This window comes from Frateuria sp. GZRe14, assembly GCF_051900395.1.
GTDB classification, from domain to species: domain Bacteria; phylum Pseudomonadota; class Gammaproteobacteria; order Xanthomonadales; family Rhodanobacteraceae; genus Frateuria_A; species Frateuria_A edaphi.
The window spans coordinates 1537066-1563204 of the sequence record NZ_JBHZGJ010000001.1; the positions used below are offsets into that span (position 1 = coordinate 1537066).

Here is a 26139-nt window from a genome sequence, read left to right on the forward strand (position 1 = left end):
CCAACGCGCATGACTCGGGCTTTCGTCGCGCTCGGTGGCAACCTGGGCGACACGCGCACGATCCTGCAACAGGCGCTCGACGCGCTGGGCATGTTGCCGGGTACGCGGCTGGTGGCGCAGTCGCGCTTCTACCGCACGCCGCCGTGGGGTCTGCGCGAGCAGCCGGCGTTTCTCAATGCCGCTGCGGAACTGGATACCGTCCTCGGGCCCCACGAACTGCTCGATGCGCTGTTGCGGATCGAGCGCGACGCGGGTCGCGTGCGCGATGGCGAGCGTTGGGGACCGCGAACGCTGGACCTGGACCTGCTGCATATGGATGGCCTGGCGCTGCACGACGAACGCCTCACCCTTCCGCATCCGCGTATCGCCGAGCGCGCCTTCGTGCTGCTACCCCTGGCCGAGCTTGCGCCGGACCTGGAGTTGTCGGGGCAAGGCACCGTGAGCGTCCTGCTCGCCAAAGCCGACATCGCCGGCTGCGAACCGTTGCACCAGTAGGAGCCCACTCGTGGGCGATGCACCGTTTGTGGTGCCGCCCCGAGCGGAAGCAACGCCCACAGGTGGCCTCCCGCAAGGGTTAGCCCTCCACGGCTTGGCCTTTGACGCCTGCGGGCCGGATAATCGCCTGCTCGCCCATCCCCAAGGAACTGCCGTGTACGTGGACAACGCCAGCGTTCCCGCCCGCAAGCCGGTGACCGTGCCGGGCCTGCGCGCGATGAAGGCACAGGGGCGCAAGATCGTCATGCTGACGGCTTACGACGCGAGCTTCGCCTGGCAACTCGAGGCGGCCGGCGTCGATGTAGCGCTGGTCGGCGATTCGCTGGGCATGGTGGTACAGGGCCATCGCAGCACGCTGCCGGTGACGCTCGATGACATGGCCTATCACACGCGCGCGGTCGCGCGCGGATTGACCTCCACGTTGCTGATCGCCGACCTGCCGTTCATGGCCGACCGTGACGTGGCGCATTCGCTGGAAGCGGCCGCGCGGCTGGTCGGCGAGGCGGGCGCGGCGGCGGTGAAGATCGAAGGCGCCGCGCCGCACATCCTGGACGCCATCGCCATGCTCACCGCGCGCGCCGTGCCGGTGTGCGCGCACCTGGGCCTCACCCCGCAATCGGTGCACAAGTTCGGCGGCTTCCGCATCCAGGGGCGCGAGCAGGAAGCTGCCGACCGCGTGCTGTCCGAAGCGCTGGCCGTGCAGTCCGCCGGCGCCGACCTGCTGGTGCTGGAGGGCGTGCCCAGTGCGCTGGGCGATCGGATCACCCGTGCCGTGCAGATCCCGGTGATCGGCATCGGCGCAGGCCCGCATTGCGACGGCCAGGTGCTCGTGATCTACGACATGCTGGGCATCACGCCGGGCAAGCGCCCCAAGTTCAGCAAGGATTTCCTTGCCGGTCGCAATGCTGTGGGCGAGGCCATCGCCGCCTTCGCCGAGGATGTGCGCAGCGGCGCTTTCCCGGCTCCCGAACACTGCTTCGACTGATCCTTCCGAGTACCGACGCCATGCAGACAGTGCAAGACGCCGCCGGGTTGCGCGCGGCCATCCGCGGCTGGCGGATCCAGGGCCAGACGGTGGGCTTCGTGCCGACCATGGGCAACCTGCACGAGGGCCACCATTCGCTGATCAAGCTGGCGCGCGCGCGCGCCGATCGCGTCGTGGCGAGCGTGTTCGTCAACCCGACCCAGTTCGGGCCGGGCGAGGATTTCGAGCGCTACCCGCGCACCCTGGCGCAGGACCAGGCCGGGCTCGCCGAAATGGATTGCGATCTGCTGTTCGCGCCGGATGTCGCCACGATCTATCCGTTCGGTGCGGCCCAGAGCGTGAGCATCCATGTGCCAGGCATCACCGACACGCTGGAAGGCGCGCACCGCCCGGGCCATTTCGATGGCGTGGCCACGGTGGTATGCAAGCTGTTCAATCTGGTGCAACCGGACGTGGCCGTGTTCGGCCAGAAGGATTGCCAGCAACTGAAGGTGATCGAACGCATGGTGCGCGATCTGGCGCTGCCGCTGAAGGTGCTGGCAGCGCCGACCCTGCGCGCGGCCGATGGCCTGGCGCTGAGTTCGCGCAACCAGTACCTGACCGAGGCCGAGCGCGCGCTGGCGCCGCAGATTCACCAGACGCTGCTGAAGATGCGCGAGCTTTTGGAGAAGGGCCATGCCCGGAAGGTGATCGAGCAGGTCGCGGCTTCGACGCTGGAGCGCGCGGGCTTCGAACCGGACTACGCGGTCATCCGCCGCGCCGAAGACCTGGCCGAGCCGGCCGACGACGAACGCCAGGGACTGGTAGCGCTGATCGCCGCGCGCCTGGGCAGCACGCGGCTGATCGACAACCTGCCGTTCGATTGATTCCGCAGGGTGGGGCTTGGGCCCACCTGCGGCCACGGTGGTTTGAAGCCCACCTGCGGGACACGCCGCTTTACGGTTGCCGCTCCCACACCTGGCTGCGGCCCAGCAGCGCGAAGCCGATATAGCCGTGCACGTCGAGCTTCTGCCCGCCTTCGAGCAGGCTCAGCTTGACCTTGTAGGTCTTGCCGTTGTGCGGATCGAGGATCTTGCCGCCGTCCCACTCGTCGCCGTCGCGGCTCACGCCCCACATGATCACCATGCCCTCGACCGGCTGATCCTTGCGCTCGCCGTCGCACTTGCGGCAGATCGGGTTCGGGCCCTCGTCCGACTGCAGCACCTTGAGCACCTTGCCCTGCAGCTCGCCGTTCTGTTCGGTGATCTCGACGATCGACTTGGGCTTGCCCGTCGCATCGTCGATGGTCTTCCAGGTGCCGACCGGGGTGTCGGTGGCGGCGTAGACGGCGGCGCTGCCGAGCAGCAGGCCCGTGAACAGTGCAAGGCGGAACAATGGCTTCATGGTCGTCCTCCCGTACGAAAGCGTACGGTGAGCAGACTGGCGAGCCGCCGCGAGGCCGTCAAGCTGCGTTGCGCAATGTGCGCGACTGACCTGTATCAGGCAGGGCAGGGGGCGCGACTGGCATAATTGGCAGCCCACGAACCGAAGCAGTTTCCCCATGAGCGAAGTGAACGAGGCGCGCGTGCGTCAATTGCTCGGCGGCCTGGCCGACCCGCATACCGGCGCGTCCGTTGCCGACAGCGTGAGGGCGGTGGGCGTCGACGGCGCGCGGGTGTCGGTGGATATCCAACTGGGCTACCCGGCCGGCTCGGTGATCGACGGTCTCGCCGATCGTGTTCGCCAGGCGCTTGAGGCCGACCCCGCGATCGATGCGGCGAGCGTGTCCGTCGCCAGCCGCATCCAGCCGCACAAGGTGCAGGGCGTGCTGGCGCCGCTGCCGAACGTCAAGAACATCATCGTGGTCGCCTCCGGCAAGGGCGGCGTGGGCAAGTCGACCGTGTCGGCCAACCTGGCGCTGGCGCTCCAGGCGGAGGGCGCGCGCGTCGGCGTGCTCGACGCGGACATCTACGGACCCAGCCAGCCGCGCATGCTCGGCATCGAGGGCAAGCCGCAGTCGCCGGATGGCAAGAGCATCATCCCGATGCAGGCGCACGGGCTGCAGGCGATGTCGATCGGTTTCCTGGTCGACCCGGAAACGCCGATGATCTGGCGCGGCCCGATGGTCACCCAGGCGATGATGCAACTGCTCAACGACACCCGTTGGGACATGCTCGACTACCTGGTGATCGACCTGCCGCCCGGCACCGGCGACATCCAGCTCACGCTCTCGCAGAAAGTGCCGGTGGCCGGGGCCGTGATCGTCACCACGCCGCAGGACATCGCGCTGCTTGACGCCATCAAGGCGCTGAAGATGTTCGAGAAGGTCGAAGTGCCGGTGCTGGGGCTGGTCGAGAACATGGCCACCCACGTGTGTTCGAACTGCGGCCACGAGGAGCACGTCTTCGGCAGCGGTGGCGGCATGCGCATGGCCGAGAAGTACGCGGTGCCGTACCTGGGTTCGCTGCCGCTGGACATCCGCATCCGCGAGCAGGCCGACGGTGGCACGCCCACCGTTGCGGCGATGCCGGACTCCGACCTGGCAGCGCGCTACCGCGAGATCGCGCGCAACGCCGCGGGGCGGCTCTCCCGGCAACCGCGCAACAAGTCGCTGGGGCTGGGCAAGATCGTGGTGCAGAACGCGCCCTCGGCATGAGGGCAGGGCGCAAGCGGGTCCTGTGTCTGTCCGGCAGCCTGCGCCGACGCTCGTCCAACACCGCGGCGCTGCAGGCGGCGCAGGCGCTCGCGCCTGATGGCCTCGAGCTGGTGACGTACGACGGCCTGGGCGATTTGCCGCTGTTCAACCCGGACATCGAGACGCTCGCCGTGCCGCCGCAGGCGCTGGCGTTGCGCGAGGCGGTCGGCCGGGCCGACGCGCTGCTGATCGCCTGCCCCGAATACGCCCACGGCGTTCCCGGCGCTTTCAAGAACCTGCTGGACTGGCTGGTCGGAAGCCTGGAGTTCCCCGGCAAGCCGGTGGCACTACTCAATGCTTCCGGGCGCGGTTCGCACCATGCGCAGGAGTCGCTGGAGGAAATCCTGCGCACGATGTCGGCGCGCGTGCTGGGCGGCGCGTGCGCCACTGTGGCGTTGCCCGGCGCCGGTTGCGGTCGCGACGAAGTGCTGGCCAGCCCCGAGCGCTGCTCCGAACTGCGCTCGTTGCTGACCGCGCTCGAGCATGCGCTCGCCGCGAAGACTCCGCGGTAGGAGCGCCCTCGGACGCGGCCGCGATCTCCATAAGGCCGTGATCACGCTCGCCAGGAACGCGCGCCGCCAGAGAGACGGCTGGCGCCTCCACGGCCCGACCATGTATTTTCCCCGTTTTGCGCCCGACGAACGGGCCACCGATGGAGCGCGAGCGTGAGTATCAAGTCCGACAAGTGGATCCGCCGCATGGCCGAGCAGCACGGCATGATCGAGCCGTTCGAGCCGGGCCAGGTGAAGCTGCGCGACGGCAACAGGCTGGTGTCCTACGGGACCTCCAGTTACGGCTACGACGTGCGCTGCGCACGCGAGTTCAAGATCTTCACCAACATCAATTCGACCATCGTCGATCCCAAGGCGTTCGACCCGGAAAGCTTCGTCGACGTCCAGGCCGACGTGTGCATCATTCCGCCGAATTCCTTCGCGCTCGCGCGCACGGTCGAGTACTTCCGCATCCCGCGCAACGTGCTCACCATCTGCCTGGGCAAGAGCACCTACGCGCGCTGCGGCATCATCGTCAACGTGACCCCGCTGGAACCGGAGTGGGAGGGCCACGTGACGCTGGAGTTCTCCAACACCACGCCGCTGCCGGCCAAGATCTACGCCAACGAGGGCGTGGCGCAGATGCTCTTCCTCGAGTCCGACGAGGAGTGCGAAACCAGCTACAAGGACCGCGGCGGCAAGTACCAGGGCCAGCAGGGCGTGACCCTGCCGCGTACCTGAGCGGCCGCCTGAATCGCGTCGGCCAGGAGCGGTCGGCGCGGCGTTGCCCGGCGCTACACTGCGCCTGTTCCCAGGTTCGACCCAGGAGATCCCCATGACCCGCTTCACCACGATGTTCCAGCGCGCTGGCGCCGCGCTCCTGTTGGGCAGCCTGCTGGTGCTCGGTGGCTGCCACGGCAACAGCGTCAAGGAAGAGGCCGCCATCGCCAAGGCCCAGACCGAGTTCGACACCACCCTGGAGGCCTACAAGAGCGGCCAGTTCCTGGTCGACGGCGCCGTGCTTTCCGCGCTGGATACCGGCAGCCACTTCGCCTACCTGAAGGATGTCGGCAAGTTGCCCAAGACCGTGCTGCTGGTGCCCAGCGACGATTCGAAGATCCGCAAGGCGCACCTCCAGTTCATGGCGCGCATGGTGATCGACTACGGTTTCGCCGCGTACTACGACGACGACGGCACGCTCAAGAAGATCAACCCGGTCGAGACCAAGGCGCGCGCGCTGGAGGACTACCACGCCCCGGTCAAGATGAACGACGAGCAGCAGGACAAGAGCGCGGCCGGGCGTACCGATCAGTACTGAGCTGCGAATCCCGGCGTGACCGGGCGTTCCTTGCAGGAGCCCACTTGTGAGCTCCTGCAAGCGCGATGGCGGCTAGCGCGACAGGGTTTCGCGCAGGCGGTCGAGCAAGGCTTCCCGCGCGTGCTCCCCATAACGCTGCGCCGGGCCGCTGCCCCATACCGGGCCCGGCCACGCCGCATCCCCCTCGCGCCGCGCCACCACGTGCACATGCAGCTGCCGCACGATATTGCCCAGTGCGCCGAGGTTGAGCTTGTCGCACGGCACCACCGCACGCAACGCGGCGCCGGCGCGGTCGACTTCGTGCCACAGCAGCGTTCGCTCCGAAGGCGTGAGATCGGCGATCTCCACCAGTCCCGCGCGCTGGGGCACCAGCACGAGCCAGGCGAAGCGCGAGTCGTTCATCAGCAGCACGTCGCACAGGTCCAGCCGGGCCAGTGCAAGGGTGTCGGCTGCCAGGCGCGGATCGAGCTGGAATCCGACGCGGCTCATGCGCTCGCCAAGTGCTTGTCGAAGAAGGCCAGTGTGCGCTGCCAGGCCAGGGTGGCACTGGCTTGGTCGTAGTGCGGGTCGTGGTCGCGATTGAAGGCGTGCCCGGCCGGATAGGTGAAGACGTCCATCTGCGGCAGCCGCTCGCGATGTTTGGCTACCGCTTCGGGCGGAATGCTCCTGTCGCGCTCGCCGAAATGGAACATCACCGGCGCTTTCGGCGTCTCCCCCAGGAAGGGCAGATTGCGCGCACCGTAATAACTCACAGACGGCATGCCCAACCGCAGCGCCGACAGCAGCGCGACGGTGCCGCCCCAGCAGTAGCCAACCGTACCGATCCTGCCGGCCGACTTGATCGCCTCGGCTGCGCTGGCGACGTCCTCCACTGCACGCTCGAGCCCCAATTCGTCGACCAGCGCCTTCCCACGTTGCATGCCGCCCTCGTCGTAGGGAAGCTCCAGGCCACTTTCCAGGTGGTCGAAGAACGCCGGCGCGATCGCCGTATAACCTGCGGCTGCGAAACGATCCGCGACCTCCCGGATATGCGCGGTAACGCCGAAGATCTCCTGGACCACCACCACGCCACCCTTGGGCTTGCCCTGCGCCTTGGCCAGGTAGCCGCCGATGCACTGCGTGCCGCTGGTAGGAATGTTGATCGACTGCCCCATGGACGGCTCCCTGCACGCTGCTGAAGCGCCAAGCATAACGGCCCGGTGGTGAGAGGCCCGCTCACGTATAATGGCCGGTTTTTACGGCACTTCTTTCGGTAGCTCCCATGTCGCAGGCCTCCCCCAAGATCGGTTTCGTCAGCCTCGGCTGCCCCAAGGCGCTGGTCGACTCCGAGCGCATCCTTACCCAGCTCAAGGTGGAGGGCTACGAGATCGTGCCCAGCTACCAGGCGGCCGACGCGGTGGTGGTCAACACCTGCGGCTTCATCGACGCGGCGGTGCAGGAGTCGCTGGACGCCATCGGCGAGGCGCTGCACGAGAATGGCAAGGTGATCGTCACCGGCTGCCTGGGCAAGCGATCTGAACTGATCCGCGAGGCTTATCCGGAAGTGCTCTCGATCAGCGGCCCGCAGGATTACGCCAGCGTGATGAGCGCGGTGCACACGGCGCTGCCGCCGCAGCGCAACCCGCTGCTGGACATCATCCCCGACACCGGGGTCAAGCTGACGCCGAAGCACTACGCGTACCTGAAGATTTCCGAGGGCTGCAATCACCGTTGCAGCTTCTGCATCATCCCCTCGATGCGGGGCGACCTGGTCTCGCGGCCGGTCGACCAGGTGCTGCTCGAAGCCGAGAAACTGGTCAAGGGCGGCGTGAAGGAACTGCTGGTGATCTCGCAGGACACCAGCGCCTACGGCGTGGACCTGAAGTACGCCGAGCGCGAGTGGCGCGGCAAGGCGTATCGCACGCGCATGACCGAGCTGTGCCAGGGCCTGTCCGAGCTCGGCGTGTGGACTCGCCTGCACTACGTCTACCCGTACCCGCACGTGGACGAGGTGATGCCGTTGATGGCCGAAGGAAAAATCCTTCCCTATCTCGATATCCCGTTCCAGCATGCGAGCCCGCGCATCCTCAAGCTGATGAAGCGCCCCGGCAACATCGACAAGACGCTCGAGCGCATCCGCAACTGGCGCGCCGCGGTGCCGGACATCACGCTGCGCAGCACCTTCATCGTCGGTTTCCCCGGTGAGACCGATGCGGAGTTCGAGGAACTGCTCGACTTCCTGCGCGAGGCGGAACTCGACCGTGTCGGCGCATTTGCCTATTCGCCGGTCGAAGGCGCCCGGGCGAACGATCTGCCAAACCCCGTTTCCGAAGAGCTGAAGGAAGACCGGCTCGAGCGCTTCATGGCGGTCCAGGCGGAGATCTCCGCGGCCAAGCTGCAGCGCAAGCTCGGGCGCACGCTGACCGTGCTCGTCGACGAGGCGGGGTCCGATGGCGCGGTGGCGCGCTCGGCGGCCGATGCGCCGGAGATCGACGGGTTGGTGCACATCGCCGATGGCCAGGGCCTCAAGCCCGGCCAGTTCGTGCAGGTAATGGTCGAAGGCGCCGACGAGCACGACCTGCACGCGCGCCTGGCGCAACCGCTGCTCAAGGTCGTCTAGCCGTCCATGCGCTACGTCGCGCCGGCGCGCGATGCGGTGGATCCGGCCGTGTTCGGACGGCCGCCGCTGGCCGCCTGGGACGAGTACGCAGACCTGTTGCGCGGGCCGGATTGGCCCTCGCTCGACGTGCTCAATGCGCACTGGCCCGCCGGCTCGCGTGAGCGCTTCGTCGGGCAGACGCCTGCACTGCTCGCCGACGGCCGCCATTATGAACAACGCATCGCCGAAACCGGCGCCATTGCCACCCGCGAGCGCAACTGGCACGACCTGTTCAACGCACTGGCCTGGCTGCGCCACGCGCCGCTCAAGCGCGCGCTCAATGCCCAACAGGTGGCCGAAATCGCGCGGGCCGGCGCAAAGAGCCGCAGCCGTCCGCAGTGCGCGCTGACGCACTTCGACGAAGGGGGCGTGATCCTTGCGCTGCGCGACCCCACGCTGCTGGCCTTGTGGGACGCACACGACTGGCATGGCCTGTTCTGGCGGCGGCGTGATGCGTGGCTGGACGGTTCGCTGGAACTGATGGTGTTCGGACATGCCCTGCTCGAACACGCGCTGACGCCGGATCGCTTGCTCGTCGGCAAGGCGATCGCGGTGATCGGGCAGGAGGCGGTGCGCGAAACGGTGGTTCAAGCGATTGCGCAAGGACGCCTGTTGCGCGATCCGCAGGAGTTGCGGCCTCTGCCGTTGTCGGGGATTCCGGGATGGTGCGCGGGCAGCGCGAGCGAGGCGTTCCATCGGCAGGCGGCCTGTTACCAGCCGTTGCGCGTGGGAAGGGTGTATCCCGAGCCGCTGCGGGCTTAGGAACGCGCGGCCCCTCCACCCCACGGCCCGTTGACGCCGCTCCGGGCACAGTGACCCTCCCGCACGGTGGAGCGCCCGCGTGATCCCACGCTTCAACGACCACGCTGCCAACGAGCGCACCTACCTGGCCTGGGTGCGCACGGCGATCGCGGTGATGGCGTTCGGCTTCCTGGTCGAGCGCTTCGACCTGTTCATCACCTACGCCTCGTCGAACGCCTCGCGCGCGGCGCACAGGCTGCACCTGCACCTGCGTCTTACCGAATGGGTAGGGCTCATGCTCATCGTGTTCGGCGCGCTGATTATCCTGCTCGCCTCGGCACGCTTCCTGCGCAACCGGCGCGACATCGCCCACGAGCGCATGGAGGATTACGCCGGCCCGGTGGGCGAGAAGCTGCTGGCCGCGATCCTGGTGCTGCTGGGCCTGTTCCTGGTCGTCTACGTGGGCCAGGAACTGGCGGCGCTCGGTTCTCAGCCGGACGTGTAATCCACGGCAACGACGGCGAAGCGCGTGCGGCCAGCCGGCAGCTCGGCCTCGAACTCGTCGTCGAGTTTCTTCTTGAGCAGCGCGCGGGCCAGCGGGGAATCGACGCTGATCCAGCCACGCTTCGCGTCGGTCTCGTCGGGGCCGACGATGCGATAGCGCACGGCCTCGCCGCTGTCGACGTTTTCCAATGCCACGCTGGCGCCGAAGAACACCGTCTCGCGGTCGCCCGGCGCGCCTTCGGCGACCTTGAGCAAGGGGATGCGCTTGCTCAAGTAGCGCACGCGCCGGTCGATCTCACCCAGCTGCTTCTTGCGGTAGGTGTACTCGGCGTTCTCCGAGCGGTCGCCCTCGGCCGCAGCCGCGGCCAGTGCCTTGACCACTTCGGGCCGCAGCGTGAGCCAGAGATGATCGAGCTCGGCCTTGAGCTTCTCGAAGCCCTCCCGCGTAACGATCGCGGTCGAGGATGGCGCAGGAGGGCGCCAGCGGCTCATCGGCGGCTCCCGCCGAAGATGCCGCCCAGCACGCCGCGAAGGATCTGCCGGCCAAGCTGGCTGCCCATCGTGCGCACGACCTGCTTGCCCATCGTTTCGATCATGCCCTGGCGACGCTTGGTGCCAAGCAGCGCGTCGTGCACCGCGCCGCTCCAGGCGTTGTCCTCCGGCTTTTGCGAGGGGTTGGCGACGGTGGTGGCGTCGGCGGCCCGGGTGGCGGTGCGTCGGGCGAGCATTTCCGCCGCGGAGTCGCGATTGACGGCGGTGTCGTACTTGCCGCCCACCGGCGAGCGCTGGCGCACCGCGGCACGTTCGGCCTCGCTGATCGCGCCGATGCGGCAACGCGGCGTGGTCACCATCACCCGCTCGACCGGGCTGGGCACGCCGCCCTCGCGCAGGGTCGAGGCGAGCGCCTCGCCCACGCCGAGCTGGCCGATCGCCTCGGCCACATCAAGCCCGGGGTTGGGTGCGAAGGTTTCGGCGGCCGCGCGCACGGCCTTCTGGTCGCGAGGAGTGAAGGCGCGCAGCGCGTGCTGGATGCGGTTGCCGAGCTGGCCGAGGATTTCGTCCGGCACGTCGTCCGGGTTCTGCGAGCAGAAGTACACGCCCACGCCCTTGGAGCGGATCAGCCGCACGACTTGCTCCACGCGCTGGCGCAGCGCCGGCGGGCAGTCGTCGAACAACAGGTGCGCCTCGTCGAAGAAGAACACCAGCCTGGGCTGCTCCAGGTCGCCCACTTCCGGCAATTGCTCGAACAGCTCCGACAGCAGCCACAGCAGGAAGGTGGTGTAAAGCCGGGGTTTGAGGATCAGCTGGTCGGCGGCGAGCACATTGATCACGCCGTGGCCGCCCATGTCCTGGCGCATCAGGTCGGCCAGTTCCAGCGCGGGCTCGCCGAAAAAATTCTCACCGCCGGCCTGCTCCAGCGCCAGCAGCGCGCGCTGGATGGCGGCGATGCTGGTTTTGCCGATCAGTCCGTACTGGATGGAGATGTCCTTGGCGTTGTCCGCGGCGAAGGTGAGCAGGGCGCGCAAGTCGGCCAGGTCCAGCAGCAGCCAGCCCTGGTCGTCGGCCAGCTTGAACACGATTTCAAGCACACCCTGCTGTGTGTCGTTGAGTTCGAGCACGCGGCCGAGCAGGGTGGGACCCATGTCGCTGGCCGTGGTGCGCAGCGGGTGGCCCTGCTTGCCGTAGAGATCCCAGAAGATCACCGGATTGGCCTGCGGCTGCCAGTCGGCGAGACGAAGTTTGGACAGGCGCGCCTTGATCTTGTCGTTGGGCTCGCTCGCCGCGATCGCCAGGCCGGCCAGGTCGCCCTTGACGTCAGCCAGCACGCAGGGCACGCCCAGCCGCGAGAATCCCTCGGCCAGCACCATCAGCGAAACGGATTTGCCGGTGCCGGTGGCGCCGGCGACCATGCCGTGGCGGTTGCCGTAGCGCGATTCGAGCGCGACCTCGGCGGTGTCGTTGCGACCAATCAGGATCTCGGACATGCAGGCGCTCCGTGCGTCGGATGCGCGATTGTAGCCAAGCGGATGCAGGTCGCAGTTCGCGGGTTCTGGCGGGCGCCGCGGTTTTGGCATCAGGTCTGCATGCGCTAAGGTGAATGTATCCCCGCCGTCAAGCTTTCGTCATGCCGCTGTCTATTCTTGCCCATCGTTTCCGCCTGGCGCCGCTGGCTGCCGGGCTCATCCTGCTTACCGCCTGCGCCAGCGGAGGCGGCAGTCGCGCCTCCGGCGAGGTCAACACGCTGTATACGCAGCTCGATCAGGCCAGCAAGGGCTACGAGACCGCGCTGCAGCAGGCACGCGAGGGCGACGATCAGGCGTCCGAGCAGAGCCTCAGGGACTCGCTGGACAGCCTCAAGCAGGCTGCCGCTCGCTGTGGCGCCACGCCCGGTTGCGACTCGCAGCGGTTCTACTCGGTGTTCGACCGTCTGCTGCGCCTGAAGGACGGCAGCTTCTTCGCCGGTGACGACTTGGAAACCGTCGGCGAGGAAGCTCCCGAGGAAGCCGTGGCCGGCAAGCCCGGCGGCGTCGCCGCGCTGCCGCAGGCCCAGCGCGCGGTGACCCTGTTGCGTGGGCACAAGCTCTCCGAACTGATCGCCATGAATGGCCCGGTCAAGGCCGCGCTGGAAATGTGGCTGACCCAGTGGCGCTCGAACCTGGTCGATACCTGGATCAACTACCAGTACATGCGCTACGAAATGTGGCCGCAGTACGACAAGGCCGACCTGCCCGAGGCGCTGCTGTTCGGCATCATGGCCAAGGAGTCCGGCGGCAAGGTGCACGCCGTCTCACGCTCCGGCGCTGCCGGCCCGCTGCAGTTCATGTATGCCACCGGCCTGCGCTTTGGCCTGAACAATCAGAGCGGCTTCGACACGCGTTTCGATCCGTCCGAGGCAGCGCGCGCGAACGCCGCATACATGGACGAGCAACTGAAGGCGTTCAACGACAATCTCGAGCTTTCGCTGGCCGCCTACAACGGAGGCGAGGGACGCATGCGCCGAATGGTCGGCGACAACACTGGCGCGAGCTTCTACGACCCGACGATCTACAACCAGCTGTCGGAGGAAACCCGCGAGTACGTGCCGGCGGTGCTGGCCGCGGCGTGGTTGTTCCTGCATCCGGACAGCTACAACCTGAACTTCCCGAAGATCGACGGTGCGCCGGGCCGCATCACGCTCAAGCGCCCCGCCTCGCTGTCCGAGCTGACCATCTGCATGGGCTCGGCGCAGGGCATGGACGATGGCTGGTTCCGCACGCTGCGCAACTTGAACCCGCGACTCAATCCGCAGGATGAGCAGCCGGCCGGCAGCCAGCTGCAGGTACCGAAGCAACTGGAGTCGGTCTACGCATCGCGCTGCGTCGATGGGCCGTGGCCGATCCTGGCGGGCGACCTGCATTCGGCGGTGGTGCCGGTGGTGCCGGAGGTGGTCAAGCCGGAGCCGAAACGTACCGTGCATCCGCATTCGCGCTACGTCGTGCGCCGCGGCGACACGCTGCTGGGCATCGTGCACAAGCTGGGATGTTCGGACGTGCGCGAGCTGTCGGACATCAACGACCTCAAGCACCACAGCATCCGCGCGGGGCAGGTGCTGCGATTGCCATCCTGCCGGCGCTGAGGTGTTTGGGGGCGGTGGGCTACGCCCCAAGGAGCATGAGTAGGGCGAGCTTCTAGCCCCCCTATCACCGACTCAGGCCGCGGCGCTGGACTGCATCCAGCTCTCCACCACGTCCTCGCGTTCGCGGGCGCCGCTACCGTGCAGTTCCTTCAGCTCGCGCACCACGCGCAGCAATTGCCGGTGGCGCGAGCGCACGAACGCATGGGGCGAATCCTTGGTCTCGTGATAGGCCACCGCCAGCCACAACGCCATGCCGCGCAGGGCGACTTCAGGGTTGTCCGAGCAGGCGCGGGCGAAGCCGGTGGCGGTGCCGCGTCCCCAGGGCAGATAGCGGTCCTGCGGCGGGGTGCCGTAGAGATGGGGGAACTCGCTGCGCGCGGCCTGGCCGATTTCGCGCAGCGTGAGCAGGCTCAGCCTCGCGCGAGCGGCGGCGGGCAGTGTTTCCAGGCCCTTGCTGATGCGGCGGAACTGACGTTCCAGCTGCTGGCCGCGCACGAAGGCGATGAGCGGGACGATCGATCGCATGGGTTCTCCCCCGGAGCCGTTTGACGGCCGGAGCATAGCCAAGCGTTGTGCACGGGTGCGCCTAGAACGTCACAGAATGACGCTTTGCGTCAGTCATTCGGCAGCGGCCGTCGGCCCAGGTGCTGGCCCAGCTTGACCGTCTGCTGGGATTGGAGCGCGTCCAGTTCGATCATCCCGGGCGGCAACAGCAGGATCACCGTCGAGCCCATGTTGAAGCGTGCCATCTCGGCGAAGCGCGCCAGCGTGATGCCCTGGCCGGCGAATGACTTGCGGCGGATGTCCGAAGCGTACGGCGGGATCACCAGTCCGTCCCACACGGTGGCCACGGAGGACACCAGCACGGCACCGACCATCACCGCCACGAACGGGCCGTTCGGGCTGTCGAAATGGCATACCAGGCGCTCGTTGCGGGCGAACAGTCGCGGGATCGCCTCCACCGCGAACGGCGCCACGCTGAAGATGCGACCGGGAATGTGCACGGTCTCGCGCAACGTGCCGCCGAGCGGCATGTGCACGCGGTGGTAGTCGCGCGGGGACAGGTAGATGGTGACGAAATCGCCGTCACGGTAGGGCGCTGCCGCTTCCTCGTCGCCGAGCAGCTCGGCGGCGGTGTAGTCCTGCCCCTTGGCCTGGAAGATGCGCCCGTCCACGATGCGCCCGGCCTGGCTGATGCGTCCGTCCGCCGGCGAGATCAGCGCGGTCGGATCGCCGTCCTCGTGCCGCGCGTTGGGCTTCAGCTTGCGGGTGAAGAAGGCATTGAAGTGCTGGTAGGCGAACGGGTCCGGCTGTGCGGCCTCGGCCATGTCCACCTTGTAGCGGTCCACGATCTGGCCGATCAGGAAGTTCTTCCATGGCCGCCAGGTCCAGCGCGTGGCCCAGTAGACCACCCGCGACAGGGCGCGGTGGGGAAGGAGGTATTGCACGAGGACGGCGAAAGTCATCCAGCCAGTATAAGGGGCAACGCGTTCGCCCTGAGCGCGGCGGTGAGGGATAATCGCCGATCCTCCATGCCGCGCCCGCCAGGAAAGGCCCGTGACAGCCGAACTTGCCAGCATCATCGACTTCATCCGCTACGGCGCCAGCCGCTTCTCCGCCGCCGGGCTGACCTTCGGTCACAGCCACGACAATCCGATCGACGAGGCGACCCACCTGGTGCTGGCCAGCCTGCACCTGCCGCCGGACATCCCGCCAGCCTACGGCGCGGGCAAGCTCACGGCCGCGGAGCGCCAGCGCGTGCTGGAGTTGATAGAGCGGCGCGTCAACGAGCGGCTGCCGGTGGCCTACCTGGTCGGCGAGACCTGGTTCGCCGGGCTCAAGTTCAAGAGCGACCGCCGCGCGCTGGTGCCGCGCTCGCCCATCGCCGAGCTGATCGAGTCGGGCTTCGCGCCGTGGCTGGACGGCCGCCACGTCGAGCGGGCGCTGGACCTGTGCACGGGGTCGGGCTGCATCGGCATCGCCATGGCCGAGTACAACCCCGAGTGGCAGGTCGACATCGTCGACCTCAGCGACGAGGCGCTGTCTCTGGCGCGCGAGAACATCGTCTTCCAGCACGTCGAAGGGCGCGTGGAAGCGATCAAGTCGGACCTGTTCGATGGCGTGAAAGGCCGCCGCTACGACCTGATCGTGTCCAACCCGCCCTACGTGACCGAGGACGAGTACGCGGCGCTACCTGGCGAATACAGCCATGAACCCAAACTCGGCTTGACCTCGGGCGAGGATGGCCTGGACATCTGCCTGCGGATGCTCGATCAGGCGGCCGACTACCTGAGCGACGACGGCCTGCTGATCGTGGAGGTGGGCGAGAGCGAGCACGCGCTGGCCGCACTGTTGCCCGAGGTGCCATTCGTGTGGATCGAGTTCAAGGTCGGGCCGATGGGCGTGTTCGCGCTCGAGCGCCGCGATCTGGTCGAGCACGCCGCCGCGATCCGCGCCGCAGCCGACGCGCGCCGCTGAGCACCGAAGAAGCGGCCGCATGGAACTGACCACCGACCGCCTGCTGCTCGATCGCCTGCACCCGGGCGATGCCGAAGCCCTTTTCGCCTGCCGGGCCGATCCCGTGGTGGCGCGCTTCCAGGGGTGGCGTCCGGCGAGTGTCGCGGAGGCGTGCGCGTTCATCGACACGCAGGCAGAGCCGGCGCCTGGCCTCTGGTTCCAGCGTGCGATCCGCTTGCGGGAGAGCGGAGCGCTGATCGGCGACCTTGGCGTGTGCCTGCCGGCCACGCCAGGCGATTCGGTGGAGTTCGGCATCAGTCTGGCGCCCGCGCACCAGGGCAGGGGCTATGCGCGCGAGGCGCTGCAAGGTCTGTTCCACCAGGGTTTCGACGTACTCGGTTGGCGCCGCATCCACGCTTCGGTCGATCCGCGCAACACCGCGTGCATGAGCCTGCTGCAGACGCTGGGCATGCGCCAGGAGGCGCATTTCCGCGAGAGCCTGTGGCTGCACGGCGAGTGGGTGGACGACGTCGTGTTCGCCATCCTCTCGCGCGAGTGGCAGGCGGCCTGAGCGTCGTTGCGGGGGCACCTTTGGGCGCGACCGCCGTCCCGATGGTCGCGCGGCAGTGGGGTTCGCGGTCGCGCCCAAGGGCGCTCCTACAGAGCTTGTCGGCGAGCCGTTATGCTTCGGCTTCCTCGTAGCGGGCGCGCGGCATGTCCAGCAATTCCTTTGGCAAGCTCTTCACCGTCACCACCTTTGGCGAAAGCCATGGGCCGGCGATCGGCTGCGTCATCGACGGTTGCCCGCCCGGGTTGGCGATCGCGCCCGAGGACTTCCGTCACGACCTCGATCGCCGCGCGACCGGCCGCAGCCGGCACACCTCGCAGCGCCACGAGGCGGACGAAGTGGAAATCCTCTCGGGCGTCTACGAGGGGCGCACCACGGGCACGCCGATTGCGTTGCTGATCCGCAACACCGACCAGCGCAGCAAGGATTACGGCGACATCGCGCAGACCTTCCGTCCCGGCCACGCCGACTACACCTACTGGCAGAAATACGGCATCCGCGACCCGCGCGGTGGCGGCCGCGCCTCGGCGCGCGAGACCACCATGCGCGTGGCCGCCGCGGTGGTCGCCAAGAAATGGCTGGTCGAGCGCCACGGCGTGCGGGTGCGCGGCTACCTGGCCCAGTTAGGCGATGTCGTGCCGCGCGGTTTCGACTGGGATGCAGTGGAAGCCAATGCGTTCTTCTGGCCGGACGCGGGGCAGGTGCCGGAACTGGAAAAGACCATGGACGCGTTGCGCAAGTCCGGCGATTCGGTCGGGGCACGCGTCAGCGCGGTGGCCGAGGGCGTGCCGCCGGGTTGGGGCGAGCCGGTCTACGGCAAGCTCGGTGGCGACCTGGCGGCAGCGATGATGTCGATCAATGCGGTCAAGGGCGTGGAGATCGGCGCTGGCTTCGCGGCGGTTGCACAGCGCGGAACGCAACATCGGGATGAAATGCATTTGGACGGCTTTACGTCCAACCATGCCGGTGGCATCCTTGGCGGGATAAGTACCGGCCAGCCGGTGACGGTGTCGGTGGCGTTCAAGCCGACCTCCAGCATCCTGGTGCCGGGGCAAAGCGTGAACCTGGCCGGCGAACCGGTGCAGGTGGTCACCAAAGGGCGGCACGATCCCTGCGTGGGGATCCGCGCCACGCCCATCGTCGAGGCCATGCTGGCGCTGGTGCTGATGGACCACGCGCTGCGGCATCGCGCGCAATGCGGCGACGTGGGGCCGGTCGCCCCGCGGATCGCCTGAGCTTTCACTACGGAATCCCCATGATCGGCAAGCCGCGGGTGTGGATCTCGCGTCCCACCTTTTCCGACATCGTCGCTCGGCTGGAACCGCACTTCGAAGTGGCGGCCGAGGCAGAGGAAACCGTGTTTCCGCCGGCCGTACTGACCGGCAAGCTTGCGTCCTGCGATGCCGCGATCGTGGGACTGAACCAGCGTATCGGTGCCACGGAAGTGGCGAACGCCCCGCGCCTGCGCATCGTCGCCAACCTCGCGGTCGGTTACGACAACCTGGACGTCCCTGCACTGACCGCGGCGGGCATCGCCGCGTCCAATACCCCGGACGTGCTCAGCGAAAGCGTGGCCGACTTCACCTGGGCGCTGCTGCTGGGTTCGGCGCGCCACATCGGCGCGGCCGAGCGCTGGCTGAGGGAGGGGCGCTGGCGCGCCAACGGGTTCAAGGATTGGTTGGGGCTCGACACGCGGGGTCGCACGCTGGGCATTCTGGGCATGGGACGCATCGGACAGGCGATCGCGCGCCGCGCCGCGGGTTTCGGCATGCAGGTGGCCTACCACAACCGTTCGCGACTGCCGGCCGATGTCGAGGCCGGATGCGCGGCGCGCTACGTGGACAAATCCACGCTGCTGGCCGAGTCGGACTTCCTGGTGCTGGCAGTGCCCCTGACCGCCGAGAGCCACCACGCCATTGGCGCGGCCGAGCTGGCAGCGATGAAACCCACCGCCGTACTGGTCAATATCGCCCGCGGCGGAGTCGTCGATGATGCGGCGCTGGCCGCCGCCCTGGCCGGGCGGCGCCTGGCCGCCGCCGCGCTGGACGTGTTCGAAGGGGAGCCTGCCGTCCACCCGGCCCTGCTCGCGCTCGACAACGTCATCCTCAGTCCGCACATTGCCAGCGCCACCTGGGACACTCGCCGCGCGATGACCGCGCTGGCGGTGGACAACGTACTGGCGTTGTTCGGCCATGGCCCTGACGCGGGGCATCCGCCCTCCCTCCTCAACCCCGGGGTGCTGGCCGCGCGGCCGGCGCCCTGATCACATCCTCACACAGGCAGCAAGACATCCCATGAGCAAGAAGAGCAGCTACAAGGTCGCCATGGTCGGCGCCACCGGCGCGGTCGGCGAAACCCTGCTGGGCATCCTGGCCGAGCGCGATTTTCCCGTTGGCGAACTGGTGCCATTGGCCAGCGAGCGCTCGGCCGGCGATAAGGTTTCCTTCGGCGGCAAGCAGGTCACGGTCAGGAACCTGGCCGATTACGACTTCGACGGCGTGGACATCGCCTTTTTCTCCGCCGGCGGCTCGGTCAGCCGCGAGCATGCGCCGCGCGCCGCCGCGGCGGGCGCCGTGGTGATCGATAACACTTCCGAGTTCCGCTACCAGGACGACGTCCCGCTGGTGGTCGCCGAGGTCAACCCGCACGCCATTGCCGACTACACCACCCGCGGCATCATCGCCAATCCCAACTGCTCGACCATGCAGATGCTGGTGGCGCTGGCGCCGATCCACCGCGCCGTGGGCATCGAACGCATCAACGTGGCCACCTACCAGTCCGTTTCGGGCGCCGGCCGCAGCGGCATGGAGGAGCTCGGCCGTCAGACCGCGGCCCTGCTGAACTTCCAGGATGTGGAACCGGGCAAGAAATTCCCCAAGCAGATCGCTTTCAATGTGATCCCGCACATCGACGAGTTCCAGTCCAACGGCTACACCAAAGAAGAAATGAAGATGGTATGGGAGACGCGCAAGATCCTGGAGGACGACTCCATCGCGGTGAACCCCACGGCCGTACGGGTGCCGGTGTTCTACGGCCACGCCGAGGCGGTGCACGTGGAAACCCGCGACAAGATCGGCGCCGATGAGGCCCGCGCGCTGCTGGAGCAGGCCGAGGGTGTGGTGGTCATGGACGAGCGCAAGCCGGGCGGTTATCCGACCCCGGTGGGCGATGCCGCCGGCAAGGATCCGGTGTTCGTGGGCCGCATCCGCGAGGACATCTCGCACGAACGCGGCCTGGATATGTGGATCGTGGCGGACAACATCCGCAAGGGCGCCGCGCTCAATGCGGTACAGATCGCCGAGCGGCTGATCGAGGACTATCTCTGATGCGAAAACCCTGGCTCCTGCTGCCGCTGCTGACCCTCGTCACGCTGCCGGCCTTCGCCGACGGCGGTCCGGAACAGGCCGCGGTGGCGGGGCAGGCGGCGCCCGCGCAGGTGCACCTCAAACGGCAGCTGCGCGCCCGGGGGGCGGAGATCGTGCAGCTGCAGCGCCAGCTTACCGAGCAGGAGTCGCATAGCCGCCAGGCCAGCGACCGCCTGGATGAGCAGGACCGGGAAATCGCCCGGCTGCAACGCCAGCTGGAGGCCCTTGCCGGCCAACGGCAGAAGGGTAATACGGGCCGATGACCCCCCGCTGGAGCGAGAACAGACCGCAGCAATATGCGCTAAGCGGTCGCCGCAGCTATTGTTGATTGGCCTACATATAACTAAAGTGACGCGCGATCCGGTATCGCCGCAGCCCGCGGCGATGGCATGAAGCGTCTCGGGCTTTTGGGGGAATCGAAGCGATGAATCGTTCGTTGAAACTGTCGATGCTGCTGGCGTTGGCGCTGGGCAGCAGCCAGGCGGCGGCGCTCGAACTGGGCCAGATCCAGGTCAAGTCCGCCCTCGGCCAGCCGCTGCTCGCGGAGATTCCGCTTACGCCGGACAGCCCCGCCGAGCTGCGCAACCTCACTGCGCGCCTGGCCTCGCCGGAAGACTTCGCCCGCGCCGGCCTGGCCGGTGTCCGGCCCGACCTGCCGCTGCAGTTCAGCATCGTCGACGTGGGCGGACGCAAGGTGATCCGCATCACCAGCGCGGTGGCGGTCAACGATCCCTACCTCGACCTGCTGGTGGAAGTGGACAACGAGTCGGGCCGCAGCCTGCGCGAGTTCCCGGTCCTGCTCGATCCGCCGGGCACCACGCCAACGGCGCCCAGCGTTCGTGCTCCGCGCGGCAACGCGTCCCGCGCCACCGCGCGTCCGGCCACCGCCGGTTCCACCGCCGCCCAGCCGGGCGCCGGTCGCGTCGCCGCGGGCGGCCAATACCAGGTCGAACGTGGCCAGACGCTGTCGGGCATCGCCCGCCAGGTCACCCCTGCCGGCGTGGATGCGAGCCAGATGATTCTGGCTCTCAAGCAGGCCAATCCGGACGCGTTCTACCAGGACAACATCAATGCGCTGAAGAGTGGTGCGGTGCTGCGCGTGCCGACCAGCCAGGAAGCGCAGGCCATGAACGTGGCCGCCGCGATGGCGGAGATCCGCCAGCAGAACGGCGACTGGCGCGCCCAGTCGACCGGCTCGACCACCACCGTGGCCGATGCGGCTACACGTACGGAAGCCTCCAATACACCGGCCAGCACGTCGGCGGACCGGTTGGCGCTGGTGCCGGCAAAGCAGGGCGGCAAGGGCGCTGGCGCCCAGGGCGGCAACGGTGATGCGGCCCTGCGCCAGGACCTGATGCGTACCCAGGAAACGCTGACCACCCTGCAGCAGCAGAGTGCGGACCTGAAGTCGCGCCTGAAGGACCTGCAGGACATCAACGACAAGAACACCCGCCTGCTCGCGCTCAAGGACAACGAGATCGCCGAGCTGCAGCACAAGCTCGCCGATGCCCGCAAGAAGGCCGGCCTGCCGGCCGCGGCTTCGACTGCCGGCACGGCTCCGGCCGCGGCGCTCGCCGAAACCACCACCAAGCCGGCCGCCGCGGGTACGGCGATCGCCACGCCGGCCAAGCCCGGTAGCACCGGTTCCGTCGCCACGACAACCTCCGTGCCGTCCGCGCAAAGCGCGGCGGCGGCTCCGGCCGTCGCCCCGGTCGCCAAGCCGGCCAGCAAGCCGGTCAAGCCGGTGACCCGCAAGCCGGTCACCCCCGCGTCGGCGGAGCAGCCCTGGTTCATGCAGCCGTGGGTGTGGGCTGCTGCCGGTGGCGCCGTCCTGTTGCTGATCCTGCTTGCGCTGCTGGGTCGTCGCCGCAAGCCGGCAGGTCCGCGCGCCGTGTCCACGGCCCCCTCGCTGGCCGATCGCTTCGGCGCGGTGCCGGATACGTCCGCGCCCGTCAGCGCGGATCCGGACCAGGACGAGTTGCTCGACCAGCTGGCAGAACACCCGGACGACATCGGCCTGCACCTGGAACTGGTGAGCCTGTACTACTCCCGCCGGGACGTCGACCATTTCGAAGCCGCGGCCGAAGCGATGCACGCCCATATCGTCGACCCCGAGCAGGACGAGTGGCAGGACGTGGTCGCCATGGGCGAGGATCTGGTGCCGGGTCATCCGCTGTTTGCCGGGCAGGGCGCGCAGGACGCGTTCGATTCGCGCGAGGATGAGCGCCACCAGGTCATCGGTGAGGACATGGAGCCGTTCGACCTGGACAACTACGCCAGCCACGCCGAAGAAACCGCGATCCACGACGAGCCGGCCAGCGACGAGCGGCCCAAGGTCAGCGAGTACCACTTCGATTTCGACCTCACCCCGCCGCGCCCGGCCCCGGCCGAGACTCCCGCGCTGAATGTCGCCGACGAGGACGAGGACCTTACGGTCATGCGGAACGTCGAGCCGGCCCCGGCGGAAGACGCGACGCCCTCGACCTGGAACTTCGAAGAGCCGGTGAACGACACCACCGGCAGCGCGACCGCCGCCGAGCCTCAGGAAATGGGCCAGTTCAGCGACGACCCGATCGACACCAAGCTGGACCTGGCGCGTGCCTATATGGACATGGGCGACGCCGACGGCGCCCGCGCCATGCTCGAGGAAGTGATGAACGAGGGCACCCAGATGCAGAGGGATGCGGCGCAGCGCCTGATCGACTCGCTTTCCTGAAGCCGTCTCCATCGCTCGCAGGAAGGGCCGGCCATGCCGGCCCTTCTTGCGTCCGGGCTGCGTAAACTGGCTCCCCGTTTTCGTCCTCCGCATCCGGTCAGGTTGCGGTGGGCTGAAGCCCACCCTACGCTTCCAGGCTGTTTCGCAGGAACCACCGCATGCGCATCGCCCTGGGCGTCGAGTACGACGGCACCGATTTCCTCGGCTGGCAGCGCCTGTCCCACGGTTCGACCGTGCAGGGCGCGCTGGAGCAGGCGCTCTCGCGCGTGGCCGCGCAGCCGGTCACGGTGACCTGCGCCGGGCGCACCGACGCCGGTGTGCACGGGCGTTGCCAGGTGGTGCATTTCGATACCGAGGTCGAGCGCGACATGCGCGGCTGGGTGCTGGGTGCATGTTCCAATTTGCCCACCGCTGTAGCGGTGTTGTGGGCGCAGCCGGTACCCGAGGCCTTCCACGCGCGCTTTTCCGCACGCAGCCGGCGCTATCGCTACACCATCCTCAACCGCCCGGTGCGCGCTGCACTGGATGCCCGCTACGTCACGTGGGAACGAACACCGCTGGATGCATCGGCCATGCATCAGGCCGGACAGGCGTTGCTGGGCGAGCACGATTTTTCGGCTTTCCGCGCGGTGTCCTGCCAGGCCGCGCACGCGCGACGTTGCGTGCTGGGCCTGGAAGTGCGGCGCGAGGGCGAGCAGGTGATCGTGCAGATCGAGGCCAACGCCTTCCTGCATCACATGGTGCGCAACATCGTCGGTTCCCTGCTGCCGGTAGGGCGCGGGCAACAACCGGTTGCATGGCTGGCGGAGCTGCTCGCCGGGCGCGATCGCGAAGTGGCAGGGCCGACCGCGCCGTCCTCCGGGCTGACTTTCCTCGGCCCGCGTTACGAAACGCACTGGGGGCTGCCGGCGGAGGTAAGCGCATGATCCGCATCAAGTGCTGCGGCATGACCCGCGTCGAGGATGCCGTGCTGGCCGCCGAACTGGGCGCCGACGCGATCGGGCTGATCTTCACCCAACGCAGCCGCAGGCAGGTGGCTATCGGCCAGGCCCGCACGATCGCCCGCGCGCTGCCGCCCATGGTCACGACCGTCGCGCTGTTCATGGACGAGGATGCCGTTTTCGTCGACGAGGTGATCGCCGCGGTGCAGCCGGCGCTACTGCAATTCCATGGCGCCGAGCGCGACGACTGGTGCGCGCAGTTCGGACGGCCCTACCTCAAGGCGATCGCGATGGGCGACGGACGCGATGCGATGCCGCGGCTGCGTGCGTACCCGGGCGCGGCGGGGCTGGTGCTCGACGGGCACGGCCTGGGCGAGGCGGGCGGCAGCGGCAAGGCGTTCGACTGGTCGCTGATGCCGCGAGGCCTGGCGCAACCGCTGATCCTCGCCGGCGGATTGCACCCCGGCAACGTGGCCGAAGCCATCCGCATCGCGCGGCCGTGGGGCGTGGACGTATCCAGTGGCATCGAATCGGCGCCGGGCACCAAGGATCCGGCGCGATTGGCGGCCTTCATCGCGGCGGCGCGCGCCGCGGATGCGGCTCGCGCCTGAGCATGGCGCCGACTCAGGCCATCGAGGAAACCGACGCCGGCGCCGTGCCGGACCGGGCGGTCCTGATGGCCCTCGATCGCCCGCTGGTGATACGCGGCCTGGCCCGCGACTGGCCGCTGGTCAGGCTGGCGCAGGGATCGGACACCGCCTTTGCCGAGGGGCTGGCCGCGCTGGACAACGGCGCGCCGGTGGACACCTTGCTGATGCCGCCCGAGGCCGAAGGCGTGATCGGCTACAACGCGGCGCTGGATGGCTTCAACTACGAGCATTACCGCATACCGCTGACGCTCGGCTTGCAGCGGCTTGCCAGCTACAGCCGGGTCGATCATCCGCCGGGCCTGGCGATCCAGAGCGCATCGATCGCCGCCTGCCTGCCTGGGTTCCTGGAACACCACGCACTGCCGCTGGTCGGCGCAGATGTCGAACCCCGATTGTGGATCGGCAACCGTGTCACCACGCCCACGCATTTCGACTCGCAACACAACATCGCCTGCGTGGCGTGCGGCCGGCGGCGCTTTACGCTGTTTCCGCCCGAGCAGTTGCCCAACCTGTACATCGGCCCGCTCGACTTCGCACCCACCAGCACGATGATCGGGATGGCGCGCCTGGACCGACCGGACGATCCGCGTTTCCCGCGTTTGAAGCTGGCGCTCGCCGCCGCCCAGGTGGCCGAGCTGCACCCCGGCGATGCCATCTACATGCCGCCGCTGTGGTGGCATCACGTCGAGTCGCTGGAGCGGCTCAACGCGCTGGTGAATTACTGGTGGCTTTCCGTGGACGAGGCGGGCTACACCACCGGCCATGCGCTGTCGGCGCTGTACCACGCCATCCTGGCCTTTCGTGCCTTGCCACCCACCGAGAGGGCTGGGTGGAAGAAACTACTGGAGCATTACGCGTTCGACGAGGGCGATCCGCTGGAGCACCTGCCGGAGGAGCGGCGTGGCGTATTGGGCGCGCGCACGCCGAAGGTGCTCGAGCGACTAAGGGAACTGGCAAAGCGGTATCTCTGAAGGCGGAGCGCCTCTGCCCTCCCACCCTGGGAGGGACCGCGCCGCTCGCACACAGCGAAGAGGCCTCAAGCGCGTTCGGTCAGTTCGTCACGTGCCCAGGCGGCCAATGCCTCCAGGCGTGCGTCGCCCGCGCGCGTGGTGGCGAGGATCCAGCGACCGCCGGTTTCGCGAAACCCCCAGGGCGCCAGCAATCGGCCACTGGCCAGGTCGTCGGCGACCAGCGGTTGCGGGGCGATGGCCACGCCCAGCCCAGCGGCGGCGGCCTCCAGCAGGAAATACAGATGCGGCAGGGCCTGCGTCTGCTGCATGGATTCCGGCGCCAGTCCCATCGCTCGCGCCCAGTCCGGCCAGGCCTGTGGGCGCGAGGCGGTGTATAGCAGCGGCTCGTCGCACAGCGCGGCGGGGGGTAGGGCGCGCAGGCGCTCGAGTTCGGGATGGCGGGGACTGAGCACGGGGCCGATGCGTTCGGGTGCCAGGTCGTACACCTGCCACGAGTCCGGCCAGGGTGGCGCTTCCAGCAACAGCGCGACGTCCACGCCAGCCAGGGACGTCGGTTCCTCCTGCGCGGCCAGGTGCAAGGTCAGTGCGGGCAGGTCGTGCCGCAGGCGTTCCAGCCGAGGGATCACCCAGCGCGCCAGCACGCTGCCCGAGCAACCCAGTACCAGGGCCGCGTCCGCTTGCTCACGCCGCAACCGGGCCCAGCTTTCGCGCAACTGGCCGAACGCGGCCTGGCAGCTTTCCTGCAGGCGCCGCCCTGCGGCGGTGGCCTGGATGCCGCGGCCCTGGCGCAGGAACAGGGGCTGGCCCAGCGCCTCTTCCAGCGAACGCACCTGCCGGCTCACGGCACCGTGGGTGACATGCAGCTCTCGCGCCGCCAGGCTCATGCTGCCCAGGCGGGCGGCGGCCTCGAAGGCGCGCAGGGCATGCAGCGAGGGCAGGTCGCGGTCGGACATGCTGTGAGTCTAGCTCACACCTGGCCACGGATTTTTCGCTTTTTCACAAGGCCGGC

The 26139-nt window shown here is 68.3% G+C and carries 29 protein-coding genes; 21 read left to right on the forward strand and 8 right to left on the reverse strand.

Going from position 1 to position 26139, the window contains the following annotated elements:
* Positions 1–9: 9 nt before the first annotated feature.
* From folK to panC, 3 genes are all read left to right on the forward strand, one after another.
* Positions 10–495 carry a 2-amino-4-hydroxy-6-hydroxymethyldihydropteridine diphosphokinase gene (gene folK, locus ACFWZ1_RS07005; RefSeq protein WP_439665897.1) on the forward strand — a complete coding sequence of 162 codons (486 nt, stop codon included), beginning with the start codon at positions 10–12 and terminating at the stop codon, positions 493–495.
* A gap of 154 nt (positions 496–649) precedes the next feature.
* Positions 650–1480, forward strand: a complete 831-nt coding sequence (gene panB / locus ACFWZ1_RS07010; RefSeq protein WP_439665898.1) for a 3-methyl-2-oxobutanoate hydroxymethyltransferase — start codon at positions 650–652, stop codon at positions 1478–1480.
* A gap of 20 nt (positions 1481–1500) precedes the next feature.
* Positions 1501–2346 (forward strand): pantoate--beta-alanine ligase, encoded by an 846-nt coding sequence (gene panC, locus ACFWZ1_RS07015; RefSeq protein WP_439665899.1) that lies wholly within the window; start codon positions 1501–1503, stop codon positions 2344–2346.
* Between the two features lie 70 nt (positions 2347–2416).
* Here panC and ACFWZ1_RS07020 read toward each other — a convergent pair whose 3' ends face one another.
* Positions 2417–2863 carry a DUF2147 domain-containing protein gene (locus tag ACFWZ1_RS07020; RefSeq protein ID WP_231324937.1) on the reverse strand — a complete coding sequence of 149 codons (447 nt, stop codon included), beginning with the start codon at positions 2861–2863 and terminating at the stop codon, positions 2417–2419.
* A 157-nt stretch (positions 2864–3020) separates the two neighbouring features.
* On the opposite strand from ACFWZ1_RS07020, the gene apbC reads away from it, so the two are divergent.
* The 4 genes from apbC to ACFWZ1_RS07040 all read left to right on the forward strand — a co-directional run bounded on the left by apbC (position 3021) and on the right by ACFWZ1_RS07040 (position 5963).
* Complete coding sequence (gene apbC / locus ACFWZ1_RS07025) at positions 3021–4115, forward strand: iron-sulfur cluster carrier protein ApbC (protein WP_231324939.1); 1095 nt, start codon at positions 3021–3023, stop codon at positions 4113–4115.
* On the forward strand, positions 4112–4666 hold the full coding sequence (locus ACFWZ1_RS07030; protein ID WP_439665900.1) for an NADPH-dependent FMN reductase: 555 nt from the start codon (positions 4112–4114) through the stop codon (positions 4664–4666). Before apbC ends, ACFWZ1_RS07030 begins: the two co-directional genes overlap by 4 nt.
* Before the next feature lie 153 nt (positions 4667–4819).
* Positions 4820–5386: a dCTP deaminase gene (gene dcd / locus ACFWZ1_RS07035; RefSeq protein ID WP_231324943.1), complete on the forward strand. Its 567-nt coding sequence runs from the start codon at positions 4820–4822 to the stop codon at positions 5384–5386.
* A 94-nt stretch (positions 5387–5480) separates the two neighbouring features.
* On the forward strand, positions 5481–5963 hold the full coding sequence (locus ACFWZ1_RS07040) for a hypothetical protein (protein WP_231324945.1): 483 nt from the start codon (positions 5481–5483) through the stop codon (positions 5961–5963).
* 72 nt (positions 5964–6035) lie between these two features.
* Here ACFWZ1_RS07040 and ACFWZ1_RS07045 read toward each other — a convergent pair whose 3' ends face one another.
* Positions 6036–6452, reverse strand: coding sequence for an HIT domain-containing protein (locus ACFWZ1_RS07045; RefSeq protein WP_439665901.1), 417 nt, complete (start codon positions 6450–6452; stop codon positions 6036–6038).
* Entirely contained in the window at positions 6449–7117 is a 669-nt protein-coding gene (locus ACFWZ1_RS07050) for a dienelactone hydrolase family protein (protein ID WP_231324949.1), read from the reverse strand. The genes ACFWZ1_RS07045 and ACFWZ1_RS07050 overlap by 4 nt, the downstream gene beginning before the upstream one ends.
* A 107-nt stretch (positions 7118–7224) precedes the next feature.
* On the opposite strand from ACFWZ1_RS07050, the gene rimO reads away from it, so the two are divergent.
* The 3 genes from rimO to ACFWZ1_RS07065 all read left to right on the forward strand — a co-directional run bounded on the left by rimO (position 7225) and on the right by ACFWZ1_RS07065 (position 9847).
* Positions 7225–8562, forward strand: a complete 1338-nt coding sequence (rimO, locus tag ACFWZ1_RS07055; protein ID WP_439665902.1) for a 30S ribosomal protein S12 methylthiotransferase RimO — start codon at positions 7225–7227, stop codon at positions 8560–8562.
* A 6-nt stretch (positions 8563–8568) separates the two neighbouring features.
* A complete protein-coding gene (locus tag ACFWZ1_RS07060) occupies positions 8569–9363 on the forward strand; it encodes a DUF3025 domain-containing protein (protein ID WP_439665903.1) in 795 nt (264 codons plus the stop codon).
* A 79-nt stretch (positions 9364–9442) separates the two neighbouring features.
* Positions 9443–9847, forward strand: coding sequence for a YidH family protein (locus ACFWZ1_RS07065; protein WP_231324955.1), 405 nt, complete (start codon positions 9443–9445; stop codon positions 9845–9847).
* Here the strand turns inward: ACFWZ1_RS07065 and greB are convergent.
* Both greB and ACFWZ1_RS07075 read right to left on the reverse strand, forming a co-directional pair.
* On the reverse strand, positions 9832–10338 hold the full coding sequence (gene greB, locus ACFWZ1_RS07070; protein ID WP_231324957.1) for a transcription elongation factor GreB: 507 nt from the start codon (positions 10336–10338) through the stop codon (positions 9832–9834). The two genes, ACFWZ1_RS07065 and greB, sit on opposite strands and share 16 nt — an antisense overlap.
* Positions 10335–11831, reverse strand: a complete 1497-nt coding sequence (locus tag ACFWZ1_RS07075; RefSeq protein ID WP_439665904.1) for a helicase HerA-like domain-containing protein — start codon at positions 11829–11831, stop codon at positions 10335–10337. The genes greB and ACFWZ1_RS07075 overlap by 4 nt, the downstream gene beginning before the upstream one ends.
* Before the next feature lie 140 nt (positions 11832–11971).
* Here ACFWZ1_RS07075 and ACFWZ1_RS07080 point away from each other — a divergent pair, with 140 nt between their 5' ends.
* Positions 11972–13462, forward strand: a complete 1491-nt coding sequence (locus ACFWZ1_RS07080) for a transglycosylase SLT domain-containing protein (protein WP_439665905.1) — start codon at positions 11972–11974, stop codon at positions 13460–13462.
* Positions 13463–13534: 72 nt separating this feature from the next.
* Here ACFWZ1_RS07080 and ACFWZ1_RS07085 read toward each other — a convergent pair whose 3' ends face one another.
* Together ACFWZ1_RS07085 and asd are read right to left on the reverse strand one after the other, a co-directional pair.
* On the reverse strand, positions 13535–13987 hold the full coding sequence (locus ACFWZ1_RS07085; RefSeq protein ID WP_231324964.1) for a hypothetical protein: 453 nt from the start codon (positions 13985–13987) through the stop codon (positions 13535–13537).
* 89 nt (positions 13988–14076) lie between these two features.
* The gene (gene asd, locus ACFWZ1_RS07090; RefSeq protein WP_439665906.1) at positions 14077–14928 is read right to left on the reverse strand and encodes an archaetidylserine decarboxylase; all 852 of its coding nucleotides are present in this window, start codon (positions 14926–14928) and stop codon (positions 14077–14079) included.
* Positions 14929–15019: 91 nt separating this feature from the next.
* On the opposite strand from asd, the gene prmB reads away from it, so the two are divergent.
* The 10 genes from prmB to ACFWZ1_RS07140 all read left to right on the forward strand — a co-directional run bounded on the left by prmB (position 15020) and on the right by ACFWZ1_RS07140 (position 25130).
* Positions 15020–15940, forward strand: coding sequence for a 50S ribosomal protein L3 N(5)-glutamine methyltransferase (gene prmB, locus ACFWZ1_RS07095; protein WP_439665907.1), 921 nt, complete (start codon positions 15020–15022; stop codon positions 15938–15940).
* Between the two features lie 19 nt (positions 15941–15959).
* On the forward strand, positions 15960–16490 hold the full coding sequence (locus ACFWZ1_RS07100) for a GNAT family N-acetyltransferase (protein WP_231324970.1): 531 nt from the start codon (positions 15960–15962) through the stop codon (positions 16488–16490).
* 143 nt (positions 16491–16633) lie between these two features.
* On the forward strand, positions 16634–17722 hold the full coding sequence (aroC, locus tag ACFWZ1_RS07105) for a chorismate synthase (protein ID WP_439665908.1): 1089 nt from the start codon (positions 16634–16636) through the stop codon (positions 17720–17722).
* A gap of 20 nt (positions 17723–17742) precedes the next feature.
* The gene (locus ACFWZ1_RS07110) at positions 17743–18750 is read left to right on the forward strand and encodes a 2-hydroxyacid dehydrogenase (RefSeq protein WP_439665909.1); all 1008 of its coding nucleotides are present in this window, start codon (positions 17743–17745) and stop codon (positions 18748–18750) included.
* Positions 18751–18781: 31 nt separating this feature from the next.
* Positions 18782–19813: an aspartate-semialdehyde dehydrogenase gene (locus ACFWZ1_RS07115; RefSeq protein WP_439665910.1), complete on the forward strand. Its 1032-nt coding sequence runs from the start codon at positions 18782–18784 to the stop codon at positions 19811–19813.
* Positions 19813–20115, forward strand: coding sequence for a hypothetical protein (locus ACFWZ1_RS07120; protein ID WP_231324978.1), 303 nt, complete (start codon positions 19813–19815; stop codon positions 20113–20115). Before ACFWZ1_RS07115 ends, ACFWZ1_RS07120 begins: the two co-directional genes overlap by 1 nt.
* Before the next feature lie 161 nt (positions 20116–20276).
* Positions 20277–22568, forward strand: a complete 2292-nt coding sequence (locus ACFWZ1_RS07125; RefSeq protein ID WP_439665911.1) for a FimV/HubP family polar landmark protein — start codon at positions 20277–20279, stop codon at positions 22566–22568.
* Between the two features lie 158 nt (positions 22569–22726).
* Positions 22727–23494 (forward strand): tRNA pseudouridine(38-40) synthase TruA, encoded by a 768-nt coding sequence (truA, locus tag ACFWZ1_RS07130; RefSeq protein WP_439665912.1) that lies wholly within the window; start codon positions 22727–22729, stop codon positions 23492–23494.
* Positions 23491–24120 (forward strand): phosphoribosylanthranilate isomerase, encoded by a 630-nt coding sequence (locus ACFWZ1_RS07135; protein WP_439665913.1) that lies wholly within the window; start codon positions 23491–23493, stop codon positions 24118–24120. The genes truA and ACFWZ1_RS07135 overlap by 4 nt, the downstream gene beginning before the upstream one ends.
* Before the next feature lie 2 nt (positions 24121–24122).
* Positions 24123–25130: a cupin-like domain-containing protein gene (locus ACFWZ1_RS07140; RefSeq protein ID WP_439665914.1), complete on the forward strand. Its 1008-nt coding sequence runs from the start codon at positions 24123–24125 to the stop codon at positions 25128–25130.
* Positions 25131–25195: 65 nt separating this feature from the next.
* Here the strand turns inward: ACFWZ1_RS07140 and ACFWZ1_RS07145 are convergent, their stop codons facing one another.
* Positions 25196–26083, reverse strand: a complete 888-nt coding sequence (locus tag ACFWZ1_RS07145; protein WP_231324988.1) for a LysR family transcriptional regulator — start codon at positions 26081–26083, stop codon at positions 25196–25198.
* Between the last annotated feature and the right edge of the window lie 56 nt (positions 26084–26139).